Origin of the sequence: Streptomyces sp. ALI-76-A (assembly GCF_030287445.1) — a bacterium.
Classification (GTDB): Bacteria; Actinomycetota; Actinomycetes; order Streptomycetales; family Streptomycetaceae; genus Streptomyces.
Window position 1 is genome coordinate 7,650,921 of record NZ_JASVWB010000002.1, and the last position, 25,622, is coordinate 7,676,542.

The following is a 25,622-nucleotide window of genomic DNA, read 5'->3' on the forward strand; positions in this document are numbered from 1 at the left end:
CCGTCGGGCACCACCATGTCGTCGACGCGGTGCCGCCGCGCAGGCGGACGATCACCCGCCGACCAGCCCGCGTCCGATCGTCCCGGTGCGCCACCCCGTGAGCCCGGTCATCGACGCGTCGTCCATGGCCGCGGGGGACGGGCGCGACTCGGCGCGACGCCCTCACGCGGCCGGGGCATCCGAGGCGACCCGGTTCGGCGGCCACGCCTCGTGCCAGCGCAGGTCCGCCTCCAACTGGGCGGCCAGGGAGACGAGCAGCGGCTCGCTGTTCGCCGGACCGAGCAACTGGGCACCGACCGGCAGACCGCCCGTGACGAAACCGGCGGGCACGTTGACGCCGGGCCAGCCCAGCACGTTCCACGGCCAGGCGTAGGGACAGGCCGCGATCATCGCGCGGTCGGTGGCCAGGCCGTTCAGGTTCAGCAGCGCGCCGATGCGCGGCGGGGGAGCGGCCGTGGTCGGCGCGAGGACCACGTCGTACGACGTGAAGAACCGGCCGATACGACGGTGCAGCACCGCCTCGGCGCGCCGGGCCGCCCGCAGCGGTACCCCGCCGAGCAGCCCGCCCAGCCGGGCGGCCTCCCGGGTGCGGCGGTCGAGGAGGGTGGGGAAGGGGGCCTCGCGGACCCGTTCGGCGAGACCGGCGGTGGCGCGGGGGACGAACGTCAGCCCGATCTGTCCGTACGGCGGGTCGGCCTCCTCGACGTCGTGCCCCAGCGCGCCGAGCCGCTCGGCGAGCCGGACGACCAGGGCGCGCACCTCCGGCTGGAGGCGGGCGGGCAGGGCGGTGAAGGGCGGCCGGAGGGAGAGCGCGACGCGCAGCCGGCCGGGGTCGCGGCCGGCGGCCTCGGCGGCGCGGACGGCCGGCGGGCGGTGCGGGTCCAGGTCGTGGTTGCCGCTCGCCGCGTCCAGCAGCAGGGCCGCGTCGGCGACCGTGCGGGCCAGGGTGCCGTTGACCGTGATGCCGTGGAACGACTCGCCGCGCGGCCAGGTGGAGATCCGGCCGCGTTGCGGCTTGATGCCGATGAGATGGGTCCAGGAGGCCGGGATGCGTACCGAACCGGCCCCGTCCGAGCCGAGCGCGGCGGGCACGAGACCCGCGGCGACGGCGGCGGCCGATCCGCCGGACGAGCCGCCGGGCGTGTGCTCCGGGCTCCACGGGTTGCGGGTCGCGCCGAACGCGGGCCCCTCGGTGAACGGCCACTGCCCGAACTCGCAGGTGTTGGTCTTGCCGACGATCACCGCCCCGGCCGCGCGCAGCCGCCGTACCGCCTCGCCGTCCCTGGGAACCGGCGGGAACTCGCCCTGGCAGCCGAACGCGGTGGGTTCGCCGGCCACGTCCATGTCGTCCTTGACGGCCACCGGCACCCCGAGCAGCGGCTTGCGCACCCCGGCGGCCAGGGCCGCGTCCGCCGCCTCCGCCTCGGCGAGCGCCGCCTCGCTCCGTACGATCCGGAAGGCGTTCAGCGAGTCCCGGGTGGCCTCGATCCGGGCCAGGGCCCGCTCCGTGAGCGCCCGGGCGGTCACCTCCCCGGCGGCCAGCGCACGCGCGGACTCCGTCAGGCCTGCGGAACGGTCGAACGTCATGCGGGACACCTCCGGGGACGCGGCGCGCTGTCTACTGCACGGTAACGTCCGCCGGGGCGCGGCGGAACGGTTCGCGGCCGTGGCGGCGCGGCGGCCGGCACCGGGTGCGCGGCGCCGCACGGGGTCGTGCGCAAACCATTGACGCGTTCGTGCCCCACCCCTACCTTCTGATCGACTTTCCGAACCTTGTTCGCAATGTCGAACGTCGAGCCGCACGCGTAGGAGAGAGAGCCGCCCGTGAGCACACGATCTTCCATGCCGTCGCCGTCCCGCCGAACCCTGCTGCGGGCGCTGGCCGCCCTGCCGGCCTCGGCCGTGCTCATGGGCGAGATGCCCGGACTGCTCGGCTCGGCCCTCGCCGCCGCCCCGCCCAGCGGCTCCGCCACCCGCTACACCATCGTGCCGTTCCTCGACAGCAACGACGGCACCGTGAACGTCTACCAGTCCGACGACGCCACCGACTTCCGGCTGGCCAAGGCGTCCGCCTACACGCCGCCGAGCAACCGCATCCGCGACGCGAGCATCTTCAAGCACACGAACGGCTACTACTACATCACCTACACCACCCACACCTGGCAGGACCCGAGCACCACGATCGGCTTCGCACGCAGCTCCGACCGGGTCAACTGGACTTTCCTGTACGACTACACGGTCCCGATCGCCAACCTCTCCCGCGCCTGGGCGCCGGAGTGGTTCGTCGACAGCGACGGCAGCGTGAACATCATCGTGTCCTGCTCCACCACGAACGACGAGTGGATCTTCACCCCGTACCTGCTGAAGGCCACCAACTCCGGTCTGACAGCGTGGAGTTCATCGGTGGCGCTGTCGGGCATCGGGGCGAACCACATCGACACCTACATCGTGCGGATCGGCTCGACCTACCACGCCTTCACCAAGAACGAGACGTCGAAGTACATCGAGTACGCGACGGCCTCCCGGCTCACCGGCCCCTACACCATCAGCCGCACCGGCAACTGGGCCGGCTGGGGCAGCTACCGCGAAGGCGCGGCACTGGTGCAGCTCGACAACGGCGGCTGGCGGATCTTCTTCGACGGCTACGGAGACGGCACCTACTACTACAGCGACAGCTACGACACCTTCGCGACCTGGTCGGCCCCGGCGGCGCTGCCCGCCGTCTCGGGCACGGCCCGCCACTTCACGGTGATCAAGGAGACGGTGTCGGGCGGCCCGAGCCTGGCGCGGAACGTCACCCGGTCCTTCCAGTCGGCCAACTTCTCCACCCGGTACTGGCAGTCGCAGTCCTCGCTGCTCAACCTCCCGGTGGTGAGCGGCTCCAGCACCACCGCCGAGAAGCAGGCGGCCACCTTCACGGTCGTCGCCGGCCTCGCCGACGCGAACGGCCACTCCTTCCGGGACGCCGCCGGCAACTACCTGCGCCACTGGGACTACCGCGCCCGCTTCGACGCGAACGACGGCACGTCGACCTTCGCCAAGGACGCCACGTTCATCGCCCGCGCCGGCACGTCGAGCGGCTCGCTGCGCCTGGAGTCGTACAACTACCCGGGCTACTACCTGCGCCACTACAACTACCAGCTCCGTGTGGCCCGCGCGGACGGAACGGACCTGTTCCGGCAGGACAGTTCGTTCGTTCCGGTGGCGGCCTGGAGCTGAGCGGCACCACTGGCGCGCACCAGGCGGTCGGAGCGGGCCGTCGGGCCCGGTCCGGCCCCGCCGCCGGGGCAGCGTCCGCGGGGGCCGCTCAGCCCGGCGTCGAGCCGGACGGTGAGGGGGACGCCGGGCCGCCGTACGCGCGGTCGCAGTGCGGCCAGTCCCCGAAGCTCTTCGTACGGCTCCACAGCCGGTGGGCGGCCTGGATGTTCCACTCCGGATCCAACGCGTCGCGGGGGGTGCCCCGCAGTTCCCGCAGTCTGGCGTCGGAGATCTGGAAGACACCCCAGTTCCGCGTCCCGTTGGTGTTCGGCAGGATGTGGAACGGATCGAGGAACGACTGGCAGTCGGCGATGGCGACCGCCCGGTCGGGCACGTCGCGGAACACCTCGCGGATCCGCTGCCGTACCTTCCGCGGAGTCCACGTGTTCATCCGGGCCTTCGGCGCGTAGAGCGCCTTCTTCGTCTCGTCGCCGACCACCCCGTTGGGGCTGATGCCGGACAGCACCTGGAAGGCGGTCACGCGGCGCAGCGTCTGCGGGCCGAAGTCGCCGTCGACGTCCAGCGCCGCCCCGGCCCGGGCCAGGAGCCGCTGCACCTCCCGTACGCAGGCGTCGTGCTGGCCCATGCTGACCGGCTGGGCGCATGCCGCCGAGAACAACAGGCGTTCCCCGCTGCCGGACGCGACATCGTCGGAGGCCGGCCCGCCGCCCGACACGGCGGCCACCACCCATGCCGTGGCGCCCAGCGCGAGGATGAGCGCGATCACACCGAGAGCCTGTGATCTCCTGCGGTGCCGTGGCGGCCGCTGGGCGGCGGGTGCGGGATGCGGCACCGGCGCGGCGGCCGGGACGGGGTCCGGTGCGCGGGACCCGCTCCGGCCGACGTCCGGGTCCGGCACCGGATCCGCGGCCCCGTCGCGAACGGGGTCCCGGCTGGCGTCCGCCAGGGCCCAGAGCCGGTGTAATCGGCGCAGTTCCTCCGGTGACGCCCCGCAGGCGGTGGCGAACCGGTGTGCCGATCCGTAGTCCAGCGGGACGTACGAGCCGGAGCAGTACCGATGCAGGCTGGAGCTGCTGATCCCGGTCTTCCCGGCCAGCGCCCCGTAGCTGAGGCCCGCTCGTTCCTTGAGTGTCCGCAGACAGGCCGCGAACTCCTCGAACTCCACGGGCTGCGATGACATGGCTCCCCCTCGGCGCTCACCCGTCCTGTCCATCCCGCCGTCCTGTCTGTCCCACCGGTGTCCCAGCAGGTCAGCAGAAGTACGAGGTCCCACGCGTATCGGTGTCCCAGCATCCCACCGGGAGGCGTTCCCTTGCCAGCCGTCGGCGCGCGCTGCCAGCGTCGGCCTGGCCCGGGCACGGTACAGGGTTGGGGCCCGCCGGACCGACGGAACCCACCGCGGTGACGGAGGTACGGACCGTGCCCGGCTCCTGTCCACACACCCGTGGCGCAGACACACGGTGCCCGGGCGGACTGCCGCAGGCCCACGGACGGAACGCGGGCCTCGACTCGCACGGACGACACGGGGCGCTCCGACGCCGAGTCGGCCGTCCGCGACGGCACCACCGGCGAGGCCTCACACGCCTCCCTGATCCGACGACACCGATCGAAGGGGAACTCTCATGCGATTGCGCACATTCGCCGCGGCTGCCGCAGCGGCCGCGGCCATGGTGACCGGGCCGGCTCTGGCCGCCCCCGCACTGGCCGGCACGTCAGGGGCAGTCGGAGTCCACGGCTGCAACTACACGGACTCCACTCCCACCATCTCCATGGCGCGGAACTCCAGCGGCACCGCCGTCAAGCAGGCCCAGTGTCTGCTGGAGTACTGGGGCTACGACGTCGGCCCGTCCGGCATCGACGGTGACTTCGGCGAGAACACCAACGACGCGACGCGTTCCTTCCAGTACGACAGCAGGTACTACTGCACCACGCGGCTGAGCGTGGACGGCGAGATCGGTCCGAACACCTGGCGGGCCCTGCGCGGCAACGGCTGCCCGTAAGCTCGGCGGCTGCGGCGGCAGTCAGGCCGGTCAGGCCGGTTGACCAGGCATTCCAGCCAACCGGTCGAGCCGGTTGATCAGGCACTCCGCACCGACGGCACCGCGGCAGGCAGTACGCCGCGGTGCCGTCGGCGGTCCCGCCGTCCGGTGCGCCGGTCATCAGCTCTTGCGTCGGCCGTCGTGGGCCGCAGCGGTGCGAGGCGAGGACGTTCAGGGCCTCCGGGTCGGGGTAACCGGTTGGAGTGGGCCTGAGCGGTACGGAAGGGCCGGACTTCTGTGGGGTGGCGTCGAGTCCCACGTGCTGCCGATCGCCGCGTGCGCGACGCGTCGGCCGGTCGTCTCTGTCCGCTCACAGGCCGTGACAGGGAAGGGCTGGCGTCGAGGACCGGTCCGGAAGGCCGGTCGTCGTGATGAGCGAAAGCGGTTGGACATGGCGGTTGTGGTGAGACCCGGCATTCTGACGGTGACGGCGGGCGACGATGTCCCTGCGCCCGTCGGCGATGCCCCCGGGCACGTGGACGACGCTCCTCCGCACGTTACGGACCACGCGTGATGTCGGCGCCATCGGTCACGGAGGCCGTCGCCGCGGAACACCTTGTCTCGCCGGTCAGTTCGCACAACGAGTGGGACCCGCTGGAGGAGATCATCGTCGGCCGTCTCGACGGCGCGACGATCCCCTCCGACCATCCGGTCGTGACCTGCAACATCCCCCCATGGGCGGGGCGGTTGCAGGGTCTTGCGGCGGGTTTCCGCTATCCGCACCTGCTGATCGAGCGGGCGCAGCAGGAACTCGACCAGTTCATCGCTCTCCTGGAGTCCCTCGACGTCACGGTCAGGCGTCCGGAGGCGGTCGATCACCGGCAGCTCTTCGGCACCCCCGACTGGTCGTCGCGCGGGTTCTGCAACACCTGTCCGCGCGACAGCATGCTCGTGATCGGCGACGAGATCATCGAGACCCCGATGGCATGGCCGTGCCGGTACTTCGAGACCCACTCGTACCGCGAGATCCTCAAGGACTACTTCCGGCGCGGCGCCCGCTGGACGGCGGCGCCGAAGCCCCAACTCACCGACGCGCTCTTCGAGAAGAACTTCCGGGCCCCCAGGCCGGGGGAGCCGATGCGCTACATCCTCACCGAGTTCGAGCCGGTCTTCGACGCCGCGGATTTCGTGCGTGCCGGACGCGACCTGTTCGTCACCCGGAGCAACGTCACCAACCGCATGGGCATCGAGTGGTTGCGGCGCCATCTCGGACCCGGCTACCGCATCCACGAGATCGAGAGCCGCTGCCGCACCCCCATGCACATCGACACGACGTTCATCCTGCTCGCGCCCGGCAAGGTACTGGTCAATCCCGAGTACATCGACGTCGACCGCCTGCCCGACGTCCTGAGGTCCTGGGACGTCCTGGTCGCCCCCGAGCCCGACCCGATCGACGAGCGGCTGCTCAAGATCACCTCGATGTGCGGCAAGTGGCTCAGCATGAACGTGCTGATGGTCGACGAGAAACGGGTGATCGCGGAGCGGCATCACGCCACCATGCTGCGTGCGCTGGAGAAGTGGGGGTTCGAGCCCATCCCGTGCGACCTGCTGCACTACGCGCCGTTCGGCGGCTCGTTCCACTGCGCGACCCTCGACACCCGCCGGCGCGGCACGCTCGAGTCGTATGTCGACTGATCGGGCGACGTCCGCCGGCTGACCGGACCCAAGGCGCCGGCTGGCCGGATCCCCTGCGCCGGCTGGCCGGACCAGCCGCGTCAGCCGGCGGCCGGGCGCCTACCCGGGGGGCGCGGTGAGGCGTTCCACCTCTTGGGCGGCCTCGTGCGCTTCGCGTTCGGCCTGGCTCAGGGCGTCGGCGGCCGCCTGCCGCCGCTCCACGGCTTCCCGCTCTTCCCGTTCGGCCTGCTGGAGCTCCTCGCGGGCCTGCCGCAGGTGGTGTTCGGCGGCGGACACCTGCCGGCGGGCCCGGTCGTGCCGGTCGTGTGCCTGCTGGACCAGTGAGTCGGCGTCCACCTGTGCGGCGCGCTGGTCACGCAGGTGGTGTTCGGCCGCCTTGGCCGCCTTTCTGGCGCGGGCCAGTTCCTCCCGCCGGCGGCGCCGGTCGGCTAGGTCGTCCCTGGCCTTGGCCTGTGCCCGCGCTGACGACGGCGTCGCGGCCCTGGACGGCTCGGACGACCTCGACGACGGCTTCGGTGACGTCGGCCGCGCGCCGGTGATCAGTGGGGTGCCGGCGGGAAACGTGGACGGCGGGGTGAGCGCGGACTCCAGACGGCCGGTGGCCCACTGGCCGGCCGCGTCCGGGTCGGCGAGCACGGCGCGCAGGGTGGATTCGACGTCCTGCTGCGCGGCGTCCGACAGCCGGTGCCCTGCCTCCCGCGCCAGCCCGGCGGCCTGCCGGGACAGGGCGGAGACGACGGTGCGGCGCTGCTCCGACAGCTCTCTGACCCCGTCGGCGTCCAGGGACCGGTACGCCTCGCGCAGCGCCTGCCCCAGCTCCAGGAAGCGTCGGCTCTCCTCCGGCCGGCCCCGCAGGAGCAGGTTCGCCGCCCAGGCCGCGAGGGTGGGGCGGCGCGCGGCGTGGATCCGGCGGGCGTCGTCCGCGCGGCCGGCCGTCCTGGCGGCCGCCGCCAGCTCCTCGCGGCGGGCGACGAAGCCGGACGGCGGCGTGGCGTAGAGCTCGTCGAGAACGGCCTCCACGTCCTGCCCGGCGCCGTCGCGCCGACCCTTGCGCTGCATGATCCTCACCTTTCGACCGGACGTGACCAGCGCGCACACCGAGCCCGCCTGTCACCGCGTTGACTGAGCCCGACCGCCACCACGCAGGCCGAGCCCGGCCGTCACCGCGTCCGCTGTCGCCGGCCACCCTGCGGTTCGGTCGGGGAGCCGGGGCACCGCCGCGCACACGGAGCCCGGCCACACCGGCGGGCCGAGCCCGTGCACACCGAGCCCGGCCACACCACACACCACCGCCGCACACGCCGGGCCCGGCCACACCGGTGGGCCGAGTCCGCCCTCCACCGTGCACCCCGATCCCGCCCTCCACCGCACACACCGAGCCCGGCGGAGTGCTTCGGTGAGTGCGCCCCGCGTGCTGTCGACGCGGCCCGGGCGTCACCTCTCCGCGACCGGTTCGGCGCGGCGTCCGGAAAGGGGGAACGCCGTGGGGGACAACGCCGTGGGGGACAGGTAGGCGCGGTAGTCGGTGCGGTTGCGCAGGTCCGGGAGGGGGAGGACGTGCCAGCGGCGGGCGTAGGCCGGGGGGCGCCGGTCTCCGGAGAGCAGGACGGCGACCGGTCGCTGCCGGGCCGCGGCGGCCAGGCCGGTGGACGTGATGCTCACGTCGTGCCCGGCGGGCTGGCGGGAGGAGCAGCCGGTGCGGAACGCGACCCGGACGGCCTCCTCGCCGGTGATCACGCAGGGCGGGCGTACGCCCTGCGCGCGCAGTTCCGCGGCGATACGGGTGTGGGCGGTGGTGTCGGCGCGCACCCGGCCCGCCACGCCGTCGAGAACCTGGTACTGGACCACGAGGTGGGCCACGGTCACCACCCCGAGCAGCGCGACGGCGACCGCGCGCCACCGCGGACGCACGCGCCACACGCCGACCAGGCACTGCGCCACCGGCAGGCTCAGCAGGGCGTACGCCGGCAGCAGGAAACGCGGCGCCGCGTAGCCGACGGTGAACAGGTACGGCACCGCCAGCGCCAGTCCGGTCCCGGCCGCGAGGACGATCCCGGCCCGGTGCCGGGTGCGGGCCGCCGCCCCCACGCCGCCCGCGACGAGCACGGGCAGCGCGAAGAACCACGCACTGGCGACGGGGTGCCGCCAGGACACGTCACAGGGGCGGCACAGGATCCGTCCGCCCAGGGCGCGCACATGGTCGTCGACAGCGAAGTACGCGCCCAGGTGCCCCTGGATGTCGCTGGCCCGCCGCAGCCGCGCGAACAGGCCGTCGTACCGCACGTACGCCTCGACGACCCACTCGGCGGAGCCGAGGGCCAGGCCCGCCGCGAGGACCAGGAGCAGCAGCAGCCGGCGCCGGGTCCGCGTCATCAGCAGGGCGGCCGCCGCGAGCGGCAGGGCCAGCCACACCGCGTCGGTGGGACGCATCAGCGCGGCGAGCGCGACCCCGGCGGCCACGCCGACCAGTGCCCGGCGGTCCCCGGGCCGGCGTACGGCGCGCAGGAAGCAGCCGGCCGCGACGAGGGCCCCGTAGGCGACCCAGAGGTTCGGCATGACCTGCGGGCCGTAGAACAGTGTGATCCACAGGCTCGCGAACAGCGCCCCGGCGACCGTGAGGACGGGAGTGGGCAGCAACCGGCGCCACACCCACAGCGCGCCGAAGAGCCCGCAGCCGGAGAGCACGGCCAGGTAGACGCGGAGCGCCAGGGTGGAGGTGGTCACCGCCGTGAGGGGGGCGACGAGGACGGTGACGCCGCGGGCCCGGGGCGCGCTGAAGAACGCCGCCGGAGCCTGCGGGCTGACCTGGCTGACGTACACGGTCTCGTCCCAGCCGAGCCCCAGCCCGGGCACCACCAGGACCAGCTGCACGAGCGTGAAGGCGGCGGCGACGGCCGCGAGCCACGGCAGCGGACGGGCGAGTGCCCGGGCCATGGGGCCCGGCCGGCGGGCACCCTGCTCCGGGCGTCCTCGATCCCCCCGGCCTCCTCGCGTCCGCCGCTGTGTGCCATCCGACTGGTCGCTCCGTGGGCCGAAGATCAAGGGGGATTCCTGCACGGTCCGGCCTCCTTCGACGGTACGGCGATGACGGCGTCCACGGCCCGTGCCCGCGCCCCCAGGGCCCGTGTCCGCGCCTCCACGCTGCCGGTGGTCGCGGGGGTCCACCACGCCGGTGCGGCACCCGGCCGAGCGGTCCGTCCCGAACGGGTGAGGGGAGACCCGCGGCAGCGCAGGGGAAGCCGCCGGGGTCGGCCGGCAGACGCGGCCGGCGCCGACGCGCCGTCACCGGCCTCCGTGGTTAGCATCCGGACAGGCACCGCCTACGGACGGAAGACACGGAGACCGTCATGCACAGAACTTCCGCTGCGCGCCTGTCGGCGAACCGCTCGCGCCTGGGGCACAAGGTGCGGTACGCGCTGTCTCATCCGGAGCGCGTGGTGCCCTACCTGCGTCGGGCGGGCAGGGACGGCTGGCTGCGGTTGCGGCACCGGGGGAGCCACATCGCGTACTACCGGGCGGTGATGGCGTCGGACACCGCGAGGAGTCCCGAGGCGGCGGTCGGGGGCGTGCCGTCGCACGCACGCTGGCTGGCCATCGGGCAGATGCAGTACGACTACCTGCTGCGCCACGGGCTGACGCCGCGGGACCGGATGCTGGAGATCGGGTGCGGCAACCTGCGCGCCGGGTGGCGCTTCATCGAGTACCTGGAGCCCGGGCACTACGTCGGGATCGACATCTCGCCCGACATCCTCATCGAGGCCAAGAAGACCCTGGTCCGCTACGGCCTCCAGCGGAAGCTGCCGCACCTGACCCCCGTCGCCGACCTGACCCTGGACTTCCTGCCCGACGGGTACTTCACGGTGGTGCACGCGCACAGTGTGTTCTCGCACTCGCCGCTGGAGGTCATCGACGAATGCCTCTCGCACGTCGGACGCGTGCTGGCGCCCGACGGGTTCTTCGACTTCACCTTCGACCGCACCGACAGCGACGAACACCAGGTGCTCGGCGAGGACTTCTACTACCGCACCGAGACGCTGATCCGGCTGGCCGGGAAGCACGGTCTGAGCGCCCGCTTCATGGAGGACTGGGAGCGGCTGCCGCACGGTCAGTCCAAGCTCCGGGTCACCCACCCCGCGTCCGATCGCGCCCGGTCGCGGCGACCGGGCCCACCGGCCGACCGGATCGGCTGACCCGGCAGGCACGGCGCCCGGAACCGGTCGGGCGGGCGGGCGGGACGCGCGGTCAGGTCCTGGCGGACGCGGCCCGGGTCACTCGTCCCCCATGTCCCGGGCCTTGTCCCCAGGGGCCTCGTCCCCCATGTCCCGCGCCTCCCAGCGCAGCAGGTCTCCCGGCTGGCACTCGAGCACCTCGCAGAGCGCGGCGAGCGTGGCGAACCGCACGGCCTTGGCGCGGCCGTTCTTGAGCACCGCGAGGTTGGCGGGCGTGATCCCGACGCGGTCCGCGAGCTCGCCCACGGACATCTTCCGCTTGGCGAGCATCACGTCGATGTCGACGGCGATCGGCATCAGATCACCTCGGCGAGCTCGTCCCGCATGCGCGCGGCCTCGATGTCCCGCGCGACGGCCTGGGCGAGCAGCATCCGCAGCACCAGCACGATCAGCGCGACCCCCAGCACCGCCACACCGACCCCGCCGATCAGCAGGACCACCCCCGGGGCGACGGCCTCGCCCGGCGCCAGGACGACCCCGAGCGCGAAGACCAGGAGCGCGGCCGCCACGACCGCCCCGATCACGATGTGCACGTACCGGAAGGCGCCGTGGGAGAACACGGTGCCGCGCCGCACCATCGTCACCAGACGCCACACGCAGACCAGGACGACCTGGACCGTCACGACGCCCAGCACCGTGACGACGAGGAGCGGGGTGCGCAGGTGCGCGACGTCCTCGTCGAGGTCCCGCATGTCGATGGCCAGCAGCGGCACCATCACCGCCTGGACGAACACCGAGCCGGCGAGCAGCGCCACGAGCACGGCCCGCAGCGCGAGCACAGTCAGCTTTCCCATCACGTCCCCTTCGATCGAGTCACGATGGAAATCTATCGAGATTCGATAGGTTCGGCAAGGGGTGGTGAGGGAGGTGAAGGGCGGTGAGGTCAGTACTCCAGTTCGGGGCGGAGGGGACCGCCGACCGTGTGGAGGTACCGCAGGACCTGGGCGTAGGAGTCGAAGAGCCCGGTCTCGTGGTAGGCGATGCCGTGCCGGGCGCAGAACGTCCGCACGACCTCCTGGGCATGGCGCAGGCTCGGCCGCGGCATGGAGGGGAACAGGTGGTGCTCGATCTGGTAGTTCAGGCCGCCGAGCGCGAAGTCGGTGAACCGGTTGCCGCGGATGTTGCGCGAGGTCAGTACCTGCCGGCGCAGGAAGTCGACCTTCGCGTCCTTGGCGAAGAGGGCCATGCCCTTGTGGTTCGGGGCGAACGAGCACCCCATGTACAGCCCGAACAGTCCCTGGTGCACCGCGAGGAACGCCACGGCCTGGAGGGGGGTCAGGACCACGAAGAGGGCGGCGAGGTAGCCGACGATGTGCGTGGTCAGCAGTCCCGCCTCGGCCAGCTTGGTCACCCGGGAGGTACGCGTGCCGCTGCGCTCGAACATCGCCTGTACCCCCGCGACGTGCAGGGCGAGCCCTTCCAGGAGCAGCATCGGGAAGAACAGCCAGGCCTGCTGCCGCGCCAGCCAGGCGTAGGCGCCGCTGCGGACGCGGGCCTGGTCCTCGGTGAAGGCGATCGCACCGTCGGCGATGTCGGGGTCACGGTCGATGTGGTTGGGGTGGGAGTGGTGCCGGTTGTGCTTGGAGATCCACCAGCCGTAGCTCAGGCCGATCAGCAGGTCGGCGTGGACGCGGCCGAGCAGGTTGTTGACGCGCTTGGAGGAGGCGATCTGGTGGTGCCCGGCGTCGTGCCCGATGAACCCGGTCTGGGTGAACATCACGGCGAGGAACGCGGCGGTCAGCAACTGCCACCACGACTCACCGATCAGGGCGAACGCGGTCCATCCGGCGGCCAGCAGCAGCAGGTTCGCCGCGACCTTGACGGAGTAGTAGCCCGGGCGCCGCTTCAGCAGCCCGCGCTGCTTCACCTCGCGGGACAGCGCGGCGTACTCGCTGCCCCGGCCCTCGGCCGGGGAGGTCGCCGGCCCGGCCTGGTCGGCCGGCTCGATGCCCCGGTTGATGATGTCAGTGGTCATGGTGTCCTTTCGGGGTGCGCGCGGGCCGGTGCGGGCGGCGCGGGGGCGGGGCGCCGGGTGCACCGGCCGTGTCGAAGCAGCACGAGTCAGGCCCGCGGCGCGGGCCCGACTCGGAAGAGGGTCTCCTCAGAGCGCGCGGACCCGGTCGGCCCGGAGGTCCCTGGGGCCGGTAGTTCCTCGTGCCATGGGGTGTCTCCTGCGAGACGGCGAGTAGGGCGGAGACCGCGCGCTCGCGTGATCCCGGGCTGCTGGTCGCCGGCCGTCGAAGAGAACCCGAAACGACGAAACGCCCGCTGTCGAAACTCCGCGGGCGCTTCCACGTTCGCAAACTTCAACTACAACCACCCCCTCCAACGTCCGGCGTGCCCGGATGGTTCCCGGCCGGGCGGGAACGCTCCGGCGACGTCCTGACCGGCCCGCTCCATCGCCGGAGGGGAGTACGGTTGGGGTACCGAGCGCACCTCGCACGCCGTCATCCGTCTCGGCGTCGCCCTCGGGGAACGGCAAGGGCCGGAGCGCGTGAACCCGGCTGGAAAAGAGCCGCACCCGCATGTCCCTGATGAGCCTCGGCGTCTTCGCCTCCTCCCGCAAGGAGAACGAGTTCCGCCTGCCGCTGCACCCCGCCCACCTCGACCGGATCGCCCCGGACGTACGGGAGAAGATCTACCTCGAAGAGGGCTACGGAGAGCGGTTCGGCGTCGCCGACGACGCGCTGCGACCGCTCGTGGCGGGCCTGCGCTCCCGTGCGCGGCTCCTCGACGAGTGCGACGTGCTGCTGCTGCCCAAGCCCATGCACGAGGACGTCGCCGCGCTGCGGCAGGGCCAGGTGCTGTGGGGCTGGCCGCACTGCGTGCAGGACGGGACGATGACCCAGCTCGGCATCGACCGGCAGCTGACCCTCATCGCCTGGGAGGCCATGAACCACTGGACGTCCACGGGCGCCTTCAGCGTCCATGTGTTCCACAAGAACAACGAGCTGGCCGGCTACAGCTCCGTGCTGCACGCCCTCCAGCTCGGCGGTCTGACCGGCAGCTACGGGCGCCGCCTGCGCGCGGTGGTCATCAGCTTCGGCGCCACGGCGCGCGGAGCCGTCACGGGCCTGGGCGCCATGGGGGTCTCCGACGTCACGGTGCTCACCCAGCGCGCCGCCGCGGCGGTCGCGTCACCGATGCCGTCGGTCGTGATGGGCCACTTCGAGGAGCAGGACGACGACCCGTCGCGTCTGCGGGCGGTCACCGCGGCCGGTTCCGCGCCGCTGGCGGAGTACCTGGCCGGGTTCGACATCGTCGTCAACTGCGTCCTGCAGGACACCGACGCGCCGCTGATGTTCGTCACCGACGAGGAGCTCGCCCTGTTCCGGCCGGGAACGTTCTTCGTCGACGTCTCCTGCGACGAGGGCATGGGCTTCGCCTGGGCCCGCCCGACCACCTTCGGCGACCCGATGCACACGGTGGGGCCGGGCTGCCACTACTACGCCGTGGACCACAGCCCGTCCCACCTGTGGAACTCGGCGACGTGGGAGATCAGCGAGGCGATCCTGCCCTATCTGCGCAAGGTGATGAGCGGTTCCGCGGCCTGGGAGGCCGACGCCACCATCAGCAAGGCCATCGAGATGCGCGACGGCGTCGTACGGAACCCGAAGATCCTCTCCTTCCAGCGCCGGGCGGCCGCCTACCCGCACCCCGTCGAGACCCCGGCCGCCGCCCCCGACCCGGTGATGAACTCCGCCGCCCAGCCGGCCTGACCGACCGCGGGCCCGCCCCGGCCTGTCCCCTGAGGACGGTCCCCCATGTCCGGGCGGACCGTCCTCAGCTGTCCCGCGGGGGCGCCCACTGGACCAGCTCCCGCTCCTGCGAGCCGTCCGCGACCACGTTCTGCGAGGTCAGCGGCGCCCCGTCGGACGCACCGGTCAGGTACGGGTTCGGGTTCCTCAGCGACTGGAGCCGGTAGAACCCGTCCTCGGTCGTGACGAGGTTCCAGCTGCCCGTGGCGCTGTCGTCGAGCCACTGGCCGATCCGCCGGCCGGCCGTCGCGTCGCCCGTCCGGATGGCCGCCGCCCGGCCGCCCGACGTGTTCAGCGGCGTCGTACCGCCCCGCGGCTCGCTCACCACGGCCAGTACCGGGTGTCGGGGTTCGACGCCGCGCCGGGTTCCTCCAGGACGACGTCGGGCACGTCGCCGTTGCCGATGTTCGCGTCGAGGGAGGCGACGGACTCGCCCGTGGGGGAGTTGGTGAAGAACGTCAGCGGGGTCGTCGGCGATCCGGAACCGGGTGTTGGCTCCGCCGCCCCAGTACTCGTACGGCAGCAGCCACTTGCCGTCCGTCGTCCGGACGACGTCGGTCATGCCCGGCCGTCCGCCGCCGATCTCCTTCTGCGGCCGCCCATGTCCTCGGGGGCGGACGCCGGCGCCGCGCCCCGGCGACCCGCCCGGCGTCGGCGGCGACCCGTGGGTGACATCCCGCCCCCCATCACCGAGGGAGTCCCTCCATGCACATCTCCCTCGCGCGTCCGGTCGCCGTCCTGGCCGCCCTGGCCGCCCTGTCGGCCGCACCCGGCGCGGCGGCCTCCGCGGCGACGGCGGCGCCCCCGGCAAGGGCCGTGCCCGGCGCCCGGGTCGGTCAGATCACCGCGTCGGCGCGCAACGCCTCGATGTCCCCGCGGTCGCGGCCGAGTTCGGTGAGGATCGCGTCGGTGTGCTCGCCCACCGCCGGCACCGGGTCCATCCGCGCGGGCAGACCGGCCAGGTCGGCCGGCGGAAGCAGTGCCTGCACCAGGGAGCCGCCGGGCACGCCCACGTCCTGCCAGCGGCCGCGGGCGGCCAGCACCGGGTGGTCGAGGAACGCGGCCACGTCGTTGACGCCGGCACACGCGATGCCGATGTCCTCCAGTTCCTCGAGGACCTCCCCGGCACCGGAGCGGCCGACCCGCTCGGCGACGACGGCGTTGAGTTCCTCGCGGTGGGCGACGCGGTCGGAGCCGGTGGCGAAGCGCGGGTCCTCGGCCAGTTCGGGCCGGCCGAGGAAGTGCGCGCAGAGGGCGGCCCACTCGCGCTCGTTCTGGATGGAGAACAGCACGTCCCCGCCGTCGGCGGCCGTGAAGGCGCCGTACGGCGCGATGGTGGCGTGCTGGGTGCCCAGACGCGGGGGCTGGGTGCCGCCGTAGCGGGTGTAGTAGGCGGGCTGGCTCATCCACTCCGCCAGCGCCTCGAACAGGGACACCTCCACCGGGTGCGCCCTGCCGGTGGTGGCGCGGGTGTACAGCGCCGTGAGGACGCCGCTGTAGGCGTACATCCCGGCGGCGATGTCGGCGACGGAGATCCCGGTCCGGGCGGTCTCCTCGGCGGTCCCGGTCAGCGACACCAGCCCGGTCTGGCACTGCACCAGCAGGTCGTACGACTTGCGGTCGGCCCAGGGGCCGGAGGTGCCGTACCCGGAGATCGTGCACGGGATCAGGCGGGGGTAGCGGTCCGCCAGCGCGTCGACGCCGAGTCCGAGGCGGCCGGCGGCTCCGGGAGCGAGGTTCTGCACGAACACGTCCGCCTCGGCCAGGAGGCCGTGCAGGATGTCGCGCCCGCGGGGGTCCTTCAGGTCCAGGGTGAGGGACTCCTTGGACCGGTTGAGCCAGACGAAATAGCTGGAGTGGCCGTGCACGGTCGTGTCGTAGCGGCGGGCGAAGTCGCCGTCGCCGGGCCGCTCCACCTTGATCACCCGGGCGCCGAGGTCGGCCAGCTGCCGGGTGGCGAAGGGGGCGGCCACGGCCTGCTCCAGGCTGACCACCGTGATCCCGGACAGGGGGCGCTGCGGGAGGCTCATGGGGCCCATTTCTACGGCCGTGGCCACCCGCTGTCAACGGTGCGCATCGCCGCTGACCTGTGTGTTTCCGGGCCTGCCGGGGCTGTCAGTTCAGCGTGTCGGGGTCCGGGCCGGTGCGCAGCCCCCGGTCCAGGGCGGCGATGGCGCCCATCTCCTCGTCCGGGAAGGGCGGCCACTACGTGTGGGTGCGCCCCGACCCGGCCGACCGGACGGCGCTCGCCGAACCGGCCGACCAGGGCCGGCTCTCCGTCACCGTGGACCGGGCACTGCCGCTCGCCGAGGTGGCGGGGGCCTGGCGTCTGAGCCGCGCGGGACACACGCGCGGCAAGCTGGTGCTGACGGTCGGGGAGTAGACCTCCGCGTCCTCTCCCGCGCGTGGGTGCTGCTGACGGGAGGGGGGCAGGGGGCGGGCGGTACTGCGCACGCGCGACGCCTGGCGGTACCGCCTGTGCGCGGCGCATCGACGTGTGTGCCTCACGTGCATGCACACTGCGCGGCGCATCGACGTGTGTGCCTCACGTGCATGCACACCTGACCGGGCCGCGTGCCGTGCGGCGGGCGAGGGTCCGCAGGCGTCAGGCGGGCACGCCGAGTGTCTCCACCGCCCGCACCAGCGGAGCCAGTTCCGGATTCCGCGCGGCCTGGTCCAGGGCCTCGCGCAGGGCGCCCTCGTTCGTGGGGCGGGCCTCTTCCAGTAGCGTGAGGCCCGCCTCCGTGACGTTCGTGTAGATACCGCGACGGTCGGTGGGGCACAGGTACCGGGAGAGCAGCCCGCGGTCCTCCAGTCGGGTCACCAGGCGGGTGGTGGCGCTCTGGCTCAGCACCACCGCGTCGGCGACCTGCTTCATCTGGAGATGGCCGCCCACCCCGTCGTGCTGGCGGCTGAGCACGTCGAGCAGGGAGTACTCCCGCACGCTGAGGTCGTGCTCGGCCTGGAGCGCCCGCTCGATGTGGGCCTCGATCCGGCCGTGCAGCAGGGAGAGCGCGCACCAGCCCTGCGCGAGAGCGGTGAGTGCGGGGTCTGTGGCGGTCATGGGGCCTGCTCCTCCGTCCCGAAGTGACGACACCCAGGATAGGGCATCAACGAAACTTCCGGCGGGTGCGTTTATTGAGCGCGCGCAAGCAATGTGCGTCCCGGTCGAGGTCGAGCGAGATACCGGGAGCGTTCTCGGGCCCGGCATCGTACGGTCCTCGGTCTCGAAGAATCCGTCCATGGTCAGGTCCAGCTCGGCAGCCAGCCGGACGGCCGGACCCTGGCGTACGGATTCCAGCTCGTCGAGGGTGAGGCCCGGCGACAGCACGTCCTTGATCAGATCCAGGGCGGCGCCAGCTCGGGGTCGAACGGGGGCGGGACGTGACTCATGGGGTCTCCTCGCGCGAGGCGCGGCGGCTCGTGGCGCAATCATCCGCACGTCGGCCGCCGCCCGGCGGAGCCTGCCCGCCGTCTGGCGGGCCGTATCGCCGCATTCCGGCCACATGCCCTCGTGACCTGCCGTTCTTTACCAGTCCATGGCCTGTTCTTCACCTCTCCTCGGTAGCAGGGATCAGCGCGGCTGGCCACGCTGTGGATGCCCACCGAGTCTCAGGAGCACCCGTGCACGTCTCTCCCACCGTCTGGCTGCTGACCGTCGCGGTCCTGTGCGCCCTCGTGGCCGCGGACTTCCTCATCGGCCGCAAACCCCATGACGTGTCGATCAGGGAGGCGGGGACCTGGACGGTCGTCTGGGTCGTCCTGGCCTGTCTGTTCGGCGTCGGGCTGTTTCTTTCCGAGGGGAGCGGGCCCACCGGTGAGTTCTTCGCCGGATACATCACGGAGAAGTCGCTGAGCGTCGACAACCTCTTCGTCTTCGTCCTGATCATGGGCAAGTTCGCGGTGCCCACCCAGTACCAGCAGCGGGTGCTGATGGTCGGCGTGATCATGGCCCTGGTGCTGCGCGCGGGGTTCATCGCGGCCGGAGCGGCGATCATCTCCGCGTTCTCCTGGGTGTTCTACCTCTTCGGAGCCTTCCTGGTCTGGACCGCGTGGAAGCTGGTCCAGGACGCCCGCAAGGGGGGACACGAGGAGGAGTACGAGGAGAACAAGCTGCTGAAGGCGGTGGAGAAACGGTTCGGGGTGGCCGACCGCTACCACGGCACCAAGCTGTTCATCACGGAGAACGGCAGGCGGGTCATGACGCCGATGCTGGTCGTGATGCTCGCCATCGGTTCCACCGACGTCCTGTTCGCCCTGGACTCCATCCCCGCCATCTACGGGCTGACGCAGGACCCGTACATCGTCTTCACCGCCAACGCCTTCGCCCTGATGGGTCTGCGGCAGCTGTACTTCCTCATCGGCGGCCTGCTCCGGAAGCTGGTCCACCTCAGCTACGGCCTGTCGATCATCCTGGGCTTCATCGGCGTCAAGCTGGTCCTGCACGCGCTGCACGAATCCGGGGTCCACGTCCCGGAGATCAGCATCCCCTTCTCGCTCGGTTTCATCGTGCTCGTCCTCGCGGTCACCACACTGACCAGCCTGCGGGCGGCGAAGAGGCAGGAGGCGGCGGCGACGGAGCGGCCGGCCCGACAGCCGTGACGACAGCGGCCTCGCCGTACCCCGGCAACCTTTTCGGCCCCGGCGACCACTGATGGCCGGAAGCTCCGTTCACCGGGGCCTCATGCTCTCCGGACCAGCTAAGAACGGACTCATCCGTGGCGTCATCCTCCCCTCGGCCCTCCCGCCGCAAGCGGCGTGGCAAGCGGCGTACCGGCCTCGTCTCCGCGGCCGTCCTGGCGACGGTCGGACTCGTCGCCGTGTCCCTGATCATGGTTCTCCGCCCGGACCGCCCGGACCGCGGGGCCGATACCGGTTCTGCCGGTGCCACGTCCGTCGTCGGCGCCGATGACAGCCACGGGGCGACCGTGCCGCCCACTGCGCCAGGGCGCAAGCCGTCCCCGTCGCCGCCGTCGTCGCCGTCCGCGGCGACCGGCGCGACGACCCCGTCGGCCTCGACCACACCGGCGGACGCGACCACCGCGGCCGCGCGGCCGTCGGCCACGAGCGCTCCCCGGCCGGCTTCCGGCGCGGCACCGCTGGCGGGACGGATCCGTCCCGACGTGACCTATCGGGGAGTCGCCACCGCCTACGACGCCGGCTCCGGCGACGGCGCCTGTCTGTTCGGCCCGAGCGACGACGTCATGACCGCGGCGATGAACCACACCGACTACGAGTCGGCCAAGGCGTGCGGCGCGTATGTGCGCGTCCACGCGGCCGATGGCGCCTCCATCACGGTCCGGATCACCAACGAGTGCCCGCTGCCCTGCGCACCCGGCCAGCTCGACCTCAGTCAACAGGCCTTCGCCGCACTCGCCGAGCCCTCGCTCGGGCGGATCCCCATCACCTGGAGCCTCTTGAGCCCCAGCACATCCGACACGGTCTCGGTCCGGTACAAGACCGGGTCCAGCCGCTACTGGTGCGCCATCCAGGCGATCGGCCACCGCAATCCGCTGGCCCGGATCGAGGTGCGCGGCGGCGACGGCTGGCTTCGGCTGCCCCGCGCCGACTACAACTACTTCCTCTCCGACACCGGCACCGGCTGCGGCGGCGCGATCAGGATCACCGACATCTACGGAGAACGGCTGACCCTCAGCGGGATCGCGCTGCGACCGGACGTCGCGCAGCCGACCCGCGTCCAGTTCGCCGCACACTGACCCCACCGCGAGACACGACAGCACGCGAAGCGGCCGGCCGGGGAGCAGCGGTCGTCGAGGGCACCGGCCGACGAGTCGCACCGTCTGCCCGGCGATCACCGGCGGACCCGGTGGCCGGCCCTGGACTGGAACGTCACCGCCCACCTGGTCGCCCGCCGGCTCGGCGTCGCCCTGATCCCGCGCCTCGCCCAGCTCACCCTGTCCGAGGCGCGCGAAGGGGGCCGGAGCCGTACGGCTCCGGCCCCCTTCGCGGGACCCGCGGCAGATCTGGTGGCCAGGGGTGCGGGTCAGGCCGCGGCGGCCTCGCCCGCGTGGCCGTGCAGACGGGCGACCACCTCGGTCAGCTGCGCGGCGACCTCGGCGTCGTCGGCCGGGTGGGTCTCGGCGAAGCGGGTCAGCGAGCCGGGGATGGAGAGCTTGAGGTCCTCGATCACCTTGCCGCCGGCGATGCCCACGGCCTTGCGGGTCTCGTCCTGCGCCCACACGCCGCCGTACTGGCCGAAGGCGGTGCCGACCACGGCGACCGGCTTGCCGCCGAAGGCGCCGGCGCCGTACGGGCGGGACAGCCAGTCGATGGCGTTCTTCAGGACGGCCGGGATGGTGCCGTTGTACTCGGGCGAGAAGAACAGGAAGGCGTCGGAGGCCTGCGCGGCCTCGCGCAGGGAGGCGGCGGCCGCCGGGACGCCGCCCTCGACGTCGAGGTCCTCGTTGTAGAAGGGGATGTCGGCCAGGCCCTCGAACAGCACCACGTCGGCGCCCTCGGGGGCGAGCTTGACGGCCGCCTCGGCGAGCTGGCGGTTGTGCGAGCCGGCGCGAAGGCTGCCGACGAGCGCGAGGATACGAACAGACATGCGGGACTCCCTGATTGAAACACTGCCGTAACGATCCGGACCGAGGTCCGTTTAAGGTTCTATCACCCTAAGCGGACCGCGGTCCAGTTTTCTTCCCGGTGCTTTACGCTGTGTTCATGTCCGCCTTCCCGCCTCCCTTCGCCGCACCAGAGCAGCAGGCATCCGGCCCCGAGCTGCTCCAGCTCGGCCGCACCGAGGACGAGCCGTGTCTGCGGGCCGACGCCGCCCGCAACCGGGCCCGGCTCCTGGAGGCCGCCGCCCGCCTGGTGGCGGAACACGGCGCGGCCGGGGTGACGATGGAGGCGGTGGCCGCCGCGGCGCGGGTCGGCAAGGGCACCGTCTTCCGCCGCTTCGGCGACCGCACGGGCCTGCTGACGGCGCTGCTCGACCACTCCGAGAAGAAGTTCCAGGCCGCCTTCCTCAGTGGTCCGCCACCGCTCGGGCCGGGCGCGCCCCCCGCGGAACGGCTGCGGGCCTTCGGCCGCGCCATGCTGCGCCGCTCGGTCGGCGAACTCGACCTCCAGCTGGCGGCCGAGCCGAGCCCGGACCGCCGTTTCTCCGCGCCGCCCCACCAGGTACTGCGCGGCCATGTCGCCCTGCTGCTGCGGCAGGCGGCACCGGACGCGGACAGCGACCTGCTCTCCCACACCCTCATGGGCCACCTGAGCCCCGTCCTGATCCACCACCTCACCCAGCAGCGCGGCATGTCGCTGGAGCGGCTGGAGGCCGGATGGGACGACCTGGTGGACCGGGTGACGGGCGGCCGGTGACCCCGTGCGGTCGATGAATCCCGTTGATCCCGATCCGGGGGTCCACGGGAGTGACGGCGGGCCTGACGCGGGTCCGACAGCGGGTCGTGGAAGGTGAACCCGCAACCGAACACCCCCTGAAGTTCCCCCACTCGAAAGCCGGATCACAGGTTCTGCAAAGATGCGGTACGTCATGGTGCAGATACCGAAAACGCCCGCGCCCGCGTCGCCCGTTCCGCGCTCTGTCCCCACGAGTGCCGATGTCGCCCGCCTGGCCGGCGTCTCGCGCGCGACCGTCTCCTACGTCCTCAACAACACCAGTGCCGTCCGCATCAGCGAACCCACCCGCCGCCGTGTCCACGAGGCCGCGAAGGAGCTCGGGTACGTGCCGCACGCCGCGGCCCGCAGCCTGCGCGCCGGGCACAGCCGGATGGTGCTGATGCCCGCGCCCTCCTTCCCGGTGGGACCGCTCTACCACCAGTTCATCAGCGACCTCCAGTGGGAACTGGGGCGCCTCGACTACACGGTGGTGCAGTACGGCGCGGTCGGCCTCCAGGGTGACGAGGCCGCCCGCTCCTGGGCCGAGCTGCGGCCGGTCGCGGTGCTGGTGCCCGGCTCCGGCCTCGGCCCGAAGGGCGTGACGGTACTCAAGCGCTCCGGCGCCCGGGCCGTCGTCACCCTCGGCCCCGAGTCCGTCGAGGGGGCCCACGCCCTGCTCATGGACCACGAGGCCGTCGGCCGCTGCGCGGCCACACATCTGCACGCCCGCGGCAGGCGCCGTATCGGTGTCGTCGTACCGCAGGAACCCGGCCTGGAGTCCTTCTCCGCCCCCCGCCTCGAAGGCGTCCGCAGCGCCCTGCGCGGTACGGCCGCCACGGTCACCGAACTGCCCCTCGCCTACGACGAGATGTCCGCCGCCCGGCTCGCCGCGCGCTGGTCGGAGCGCGGCCTGGACGCGGTGTTCGCGTACAACGACGAGTACGCGATGCTGCTGATGCGCGCCCTGCAGGACGAGGGTGTCGACATCCCCGGGGACACGGCGGTGATCGGCGCCGACGATCTCATGCTCGGCCGGCTCCTGCGGCCGCGGCTGACCACGGTCAACCTGGAACTCCCGTCCGGCCGCGACCTGGCCGAACTGGTCGACCGCGCGGTACGCGACCCGGGCGGCGCCCCGGAGACCCACAAGGTGCTGGGCGCGTCGGTCGTGCACCGCGACTCCAGCTGACGCGCTGCGTTGCCGCGACCGCACGACTAGGATGTTGCACACTCAACAAAATGGGGGCCGCGCTCCGGGATGTCCGCTTCCCCCGTGAGTCCGCCGGTGACCGAACGGAGAGCCGTCATGTCGTTGCTCGACCCCAAGACCTGGCAGTCCCGCAGCCTGTCCGGACCCGAACACACCGTGACCGAGCCCGCCACCGGCGACGCGCTCGGCACCGTCACGCTCGCCACCGCCGAGGACGTCGCCACCGCCGCCGAGGCCGGCCGCCGAGCCCAGGCCGAGTGGGCCCGTGTCCCGCACTTCGTCCGGGCCCAGGTGCTGCGCAAGGCCGGTGACCTGTTCGCCGCGCACGCCGACGAACTGCGCGAGTGGCTCGTCCGCGAATCCGGTTCCATCGCCGGCAAGGCCGACTTCGAACTGCACGTCGCCGCCCAGGAGTGCTACGAGGCCGCCGCGCTCGCCTCCCGCCCGGCCGGACAGGTGCTGCCCAGCGAGGCGGCCCGCCTGTCCTACACCCGCCGCGTCCCGGTCGGCGTGGTCGGCGTCATCGCGCCCTTCAACGCCCCGCTGATCCTCTCCATCCGCTCGGTCGCCCCGGCGCTGGCCCTCGGCAACGCGGTCGTCCTGAAGCCGGACCCGCGCACGGCGGTCTGCGGCGGCCTGTCGCTCGCCGCGGTTTTCGCCGAGGCCGGCCTGCCCGAGGACCTGTTCCACGTCCTGCCCGGCGGTCCGGACGCGGGCCAGGCCCTGGTGGCCGACCCGCGCATCCCCGTCATCTCGTTCACCGGATCGACCGCGGCGGGCCGGGCGGTCGGCGAGGCGGCCGGCCGCCACCTCAAGCGGGCGCACCTGGAACTGGGCGGCAACTCCGCCCTGATCGTGCTGGAGGACGCCGACCTGGACGCCGTGATCTCCACGGCCGCCTGGGGCTCCTTCTTCCACCAGGGCCAGATCTGCATGACCACCGGCCGCCACCTGGTCCACGCCTCCCTGTACGGGGAGTACGTCGAGCGGCTGGCGGCCAAGGCCGACTCGCTCGCCGTCGGGGACCCGCACCGCGAGCAGGTCCACCTCGGTCCGATCATCGACGACGGCCAACTGGCCAAGGTGCACGGCCTGGTGGAGGCGAGCACCGCGAACGGCGCCAAACTGGCCGCGGGCGGCACGCACGACCGGCGCTTCTACCGGCCCACCGTGCTCGCCGACGTCGACGACCGCACGCCCGCCTACACCGACGAGGTGTTCGGCCCGGTGGCACCCGTACGGTCCTTCGGCACACCCGAGGAGGCGGCGGCCCTGGCGGCGGCCGGACCCTACGGCCTCTCGCTCGGCATCGTCACCCGCGACACCGCCCGCGGTCTGGACCTGGCCGAGCGGATCCCGACCGGCATCGTCCACATCAACGACCAGACCGTGAACGACGAGGCCGTGGCCCCCTTCGGCGGCATCGCCGCGTCGGGCACCGGAGCCCGCTTCGGCGGCGAGGCCAACCTGGAGGCCTTCACCGAGGTGCGCTGGACGACGGTGCGCGGGGACGTGGCGACGTACCCGTTCTAGTGCCGTGGCAGGCAACGTTCGCCCCGTCGCGACGCCCGGCACGCCCTCTCGCCGCACCGGCCGAAAGCCCGAGTACATCCAGTACGAGGGCTTCCGGCCGGCACGCCGAGAGCACGCACCGGACGCCGCTCCTTGACGGGCAAACGTTGCCTGCCGCGGCACTAGTGCCGTGGCAGGCGGTCCGGGGATCCCGCCGGGAGGCGGTCCGGGCCTACTCGCCGCTCTGCGCGGCCTGGGCCTGCTGCTCGGCGACCGCCTTGCGGACCTCGTCCATGTCCAGCTTGCGGGCCTGCCCGATGACGTCCGTCAGGGCGGCCTCGGGCAGGGCGCCCGGCTGCGCGAAGACGGCGACCTGGTCACGCACGATCATCAGGGTCGGAATGGACTGGATGCCGAAGGCCGCGGCCAGCTCCGGCTGCGCCTCGGTGTCCACCTTGCCGAACACCAGGTCCGGGTTCTCCTCGGCCGCCTTCTCGTACACCGGCGCGAACTGACGGCACGGACCACACCAGGCCGCCCAGAAGTCGATCAGCACGAACTCGTTGTCCGTGACCGTCTGGTCGAAGTTCTCCTTGGTGAGCTCCACGGTGCTGCTCATGGCGTGATCCCTCTTCCTGAAGTCGGGGCGAAGCCGCTGGCACAA

At 72.6% G+C, this 25,622-nt stretch carries 23 protein-coding genes; 11 read left to right on the forward strand and 12 right to left on the reverse strand.

Going from position 1 to position 25,622, the window contains the following annotated elements; genetic code table 11:
- Positions 1-162: 162 nt before the first annotated feature.
- Positions 163-1,587, reverse strand: a complete 1,425-nt coding sequence (locus tag QQS16_RS35070) for an amidase (RefSeq protein WP_286066091.1) — start codon at positions 1,585-1,587, stop codon at positions 163-165.
- A gap of 255 nt (positions 1,588-1,842) precedes the next feature.
- Between QQS16_RS35070 and QQS16_RS35075 the strand changes: the two genes are divergently transcribed.
- The gene (locus QQS16_RS35075) at positions 1,843-3,219 is read left to right on the forward strand and encodes a glycoside hydrolase family 43 protein (protein WP_502963938.1); all 1,377 of its coding nucleotides are present in this window, start codon (positions 1,843-1,845) and stop codon (positions 3,217-3,219) included.
- An 88-nt stretch (positions 3,220-3,307) separates the two neighbouring features.
- Here the strand turns inward: QQS16_RS35075 and QQS16_RS35080 are convergent, their stop codons facing one another.
- Complete coding sequence (locus tag QQS16_RS35080; RefSeq protein WP_286066093.1) at positions 3,308-4,399, reverse strand: helix-turn-helix domain-containing protein; 1,092 nt, start codon at positions 4,397-4,399, stop codon at positions 3,308-3,310.
- Positions 4,400-4,841: 442 nt separating this feature from the next.
- Between QQS16_RS35080 and QQS16_RS35085 the strand changes: the two genes are divergently transcribed.
- Together QQS16_RS35085 and QQS16_RS35090 are read left to right on the forward strand one after the other, a co-directional pair.
- Positions 4,842-5,219, forward strand: coding sequence for a peptidoglycan-binding domain-containing protein (locus QQS16_RS35085; protein WP_286066094.1), 378 nt, complete (start codon positions 4,842-4,844; stop codon positions 5,217-5,219).
- A 552-nt stretch (positions 5,220-5,771) separates the two neighbouring features.
- Positions 5,772-6,893, forward strand: a complete 1,122-nt coding sequence (locus QQS16_RS35090; protein WP_286066095.1) for an amidinotransferase — start codon at positions 5,772-5,774, stop codon at positions 6,891-6,893.
- Between the two features lie 99 nt (positions 6,894-6,992).
- On the opposite strand, the gene QQS16_RS35095 is transcribed toward QQS16_RS35090, so the two are convergent.
- Together QQS16_RS35095 and QQS16_RS35100 are read right to left on the reverse strand one after the other, a co-directional pair.
- Positions 6,993-7,952: a hypothetical protein gene (locus QQS16_RS35095; protein WP_286066096.1), complete on the reverse strand. Its 960-nt coding sequence runs from the start codon at positions 7,950-7,952 to the stop codon at positions 6,993-6,995.
- A gap of 375 nt (positions 7,953-8,327) precedes the next feature.
- Complete coding sequence (locus QQS16_RS35100) at positions 8,328-9,827, reverse strand: hypothetical protein (RefSeq protein ID WP_286066097.1); 1,500 nt, start codon at positions 9,825-9,827, stop codon at positions 8,328-8,330.
- Positions 9,828-10,240: 413 nt separating this feature from the next.
- Between QQS16_RS35100 and QQS16_RS35105 the strand changes: the two genes are divergently transcribed.
- Positions 10,241-11,083, forward strand: a complete 843-nt coding sequence (locus QQS16_RS35105; protein ID WP_286066098.1) for a class I SAM-dependent methyltransferase — start codon at positions 10,241-10,243, stop codon at positions 11,081-11,083.
- Between the two features lie 78 nt (positions 11,084-11,161).
- On the opposite strand, the gene QQS16_RS35110 is transcribed toward QQS16_RS35105, so the two are convergent.
- The 3 genes from QQS16_RS35110 to QQS16_RS35120 form a co-directional block, all read right to left on the reverse strand.
- Positions 11,162-11,419 carry a helix-turn-helix domain-containing protein gene (locus QQS16_RS35110; protein ID WP_286066099.1) on the reverse strand — a complete coding sequence of 86 codons (258 nt, stop codon included), beginning with the start codon at positions 11,417-11,419 and terminating at the stop codon, positions 11,162-11,164.
- Positions 11,419-11,916 (reverse strand): DUF2975 domain-containing protein, encoded by a 498-nt coding sequence (locus QQS16_RS35115; protein WP_286066100.1) that lies wholly within the window; start codon positions 11,914-11,916, stop codon positions 11,419-11,421. Before QQS16_RS35115 ends, QQS16_RS35110 begins: the two co-directional genes overlap by 1 nt.
- 89 nt (positions 11,917-12,005) lie before the next feature.
- Positions 12,006-13,097, reverse strand: coding sequence for a fatty acid desaturase family protein (locus tag QQS16_RS35120; protein ID WP_286066101.1), 1,092 nt, complete (start codon positions 13,095-13,097; stop codon positions 12,006-12,008).
- Positions 13,098-13,647: 550 nt separating this feature from the next.
- Here QQS16_RS35120 and QQS16_RS35125 point away from each other — a divergent pair.
- A complete protein-coding gene (locus QQS16_RS35125) occupies positions 13,648-14,841 on the forward strand; it encodes a N(5)-(carboxyethyl)ornithine synthase (protein WP_286066102.1) in 1,194 nt (397 codons plus the stop codon).
- A gap of 64 nt (positions 14,842-14,905) precedes the next feature.
- Here the strand turns inward: QQS16_RS35125 and QQS16_RS35130 are convergent, their stop codons facing one another.
- Both QQS16_RS35130 and QQS16_RS35135 read right to left on the reverse strand, forming a co-directional pair.
- The gene (locus QQS16_RS35130; protein WP_502963874.1) at positions 14,906-15,442 is read right to left on the reverse strand and encodes a ricin-type beta-trefoil lectin domain protein; all 537 of its coding nucleotides are present in this window, start codon (positions 15,440-15,442) and stop codon (positions 14,906-14,908) included.
- A gap of 274 nt (positions 15,443-15,716) precedes the next feature.
- A complete protein-coding gene (locus tag QQS16_RS35135; protein ID WP_286066103.1) occupies positions 15,717-16,910 on the reverse strand; it encodes a CaiB/BaiF CoA transferase family protein in 1,194 nt (397 codons plus the stop codon).
- 140 nt (positions 16,911-17,050) lie between these two features.
- Between QQS16_RS35135 and QQS16_RS35140 the strand changes: the two genes are divergently transcribed.
- Entirely contained in the window at positions 17,051-17,263 is a 213-nt protein-coding gene (locus QQS16_RS35140; protein WP_353479715.1) for a zinc-binding dehydrogenase, read from the forward strand.
- 222 nt (positions 17,264-17,485) lie between these two features.
- On the opposite strand, the gene QQS16_RS35145 is transcribed toward QQS16_RS35140, so the two are convergent.
- Positions 17,486-17,944: a MarR family winged helix-turn-helix transcriptional regulator gene (locus QQS16_RS35145; RefSeq protein WP_286066104.1), complete on the reverse strand. Its 459-nt coding sequence runs from the start codon at positions 17,942-17,944 to the stop codon at positions 17,486-17,488.
- Between the two features lie 560 nt (positions 17,945-18,504).
- Here QQS16_RS35145 and QQS16_RS35150 point away from each other — a divergent pair.
- Entirely contained in the window at positions 18,505-19,482 is a 978-nt protein-coding gene (locus QQS16_RS35150) for a TerC family protein (protein ID WP_286066105.1), read from the forward strand.
- 116 nt (positions 19,483-19,598) lie between these two features.
- A complete protein-coding gene (locus tag QQS16_RS35155) occupies positions 19,599-20,597 on the forward strand; it encodes an expansin EXLX1 family cellulose-binding protein (protein ID WP_286066106.1) in 999 nt (332 codons plus the stop codon).
- 287 nt (positions 20,598-20,884) lie between these two features.
- Here the strand turns inward: QQS16_RS35155 and QQS16_RS35160 are convergent, their stop codons facing one another.
- Positions 20,885-21,448 (reverse strand): NAD(P)H-dependent oxidoreductase, encoded by a 564-nt coding sequence (locus QQS16_RS35160; protein WP_286066107.1) that lies wholly within the window; start codon positions 21,446-21,448, stop codon positions 20,885-20,887.
- 116 nt (positions 21,449-21,564) lie between these two features.
- Between QQS16_RS35160 and QQS16_RS35165 the strand changes: the two genes are divergently transcribed.
- The 3 genes from QQS16_RS35165 to QQS16_RS35175 all read left to right on the forward strand — a co-directional run bounded on the left by QQS16_RS35165 (position 21,565) and on the right by QQS16_RS35175 (position 24,979).
- The gene (locus QQS16_RS35165) at positions 21,565-22,218 is read left to right on the forward strand and encodes a TetR/AcrR family transcriptional regulator (RefSeq protein ID WP_286066108.1); all 654 of its coding nucleotides are present in this window, start codon (positions 21,565-21,567) and stop codon (positions 22,216-22,218) included.
- Positions 22,219-22,390: 172 nt separating this feature from the next.
- Positions 22,391-23,425 carry a LacI family DNA-binding transcriptional regulator gene (locus tag QQS16_RS35170; protein ID WP_502963875.1) on the forward strand — a complete coding sequence of 345 codons (1,035 nt, stop codon included), beginning with the start codon at positions 22,391-22,393 and terminating at the stop codon, positions 23,423-23,425.
- Between the two features lie 117 nt (positions 23,426-23,542).
- On the forward strand, positions 23,543-24,979 hold the full coding sequence (locus tag QQS16_RS35175) for a benzaldehyde dehydrogenase (RefSeq protein WP_286066110.1): 1,437 nt from the start codon (positions 23,543-23,545) through the stop codon (positions 24,977-24,979).
- 211 nt (positions 24,980-25,190) lie between these two features.
- Here the strand turns inward: QQS16_RS35175 and trxA are convergent, their stop codons facing one another.
- On the reverse strand, positions 25,191-25,577 hold the full coding sequence (gene trxA / locus QQS16_RS35180) for a thioredoxin (protein WP_286066111.1): 387 nt from the start codon (positions 25,575-25,577) through the stop codon (positions 25,191-25,193).
- Positions 25,578-25,622 lie beyond the last annotated feature (45 nt).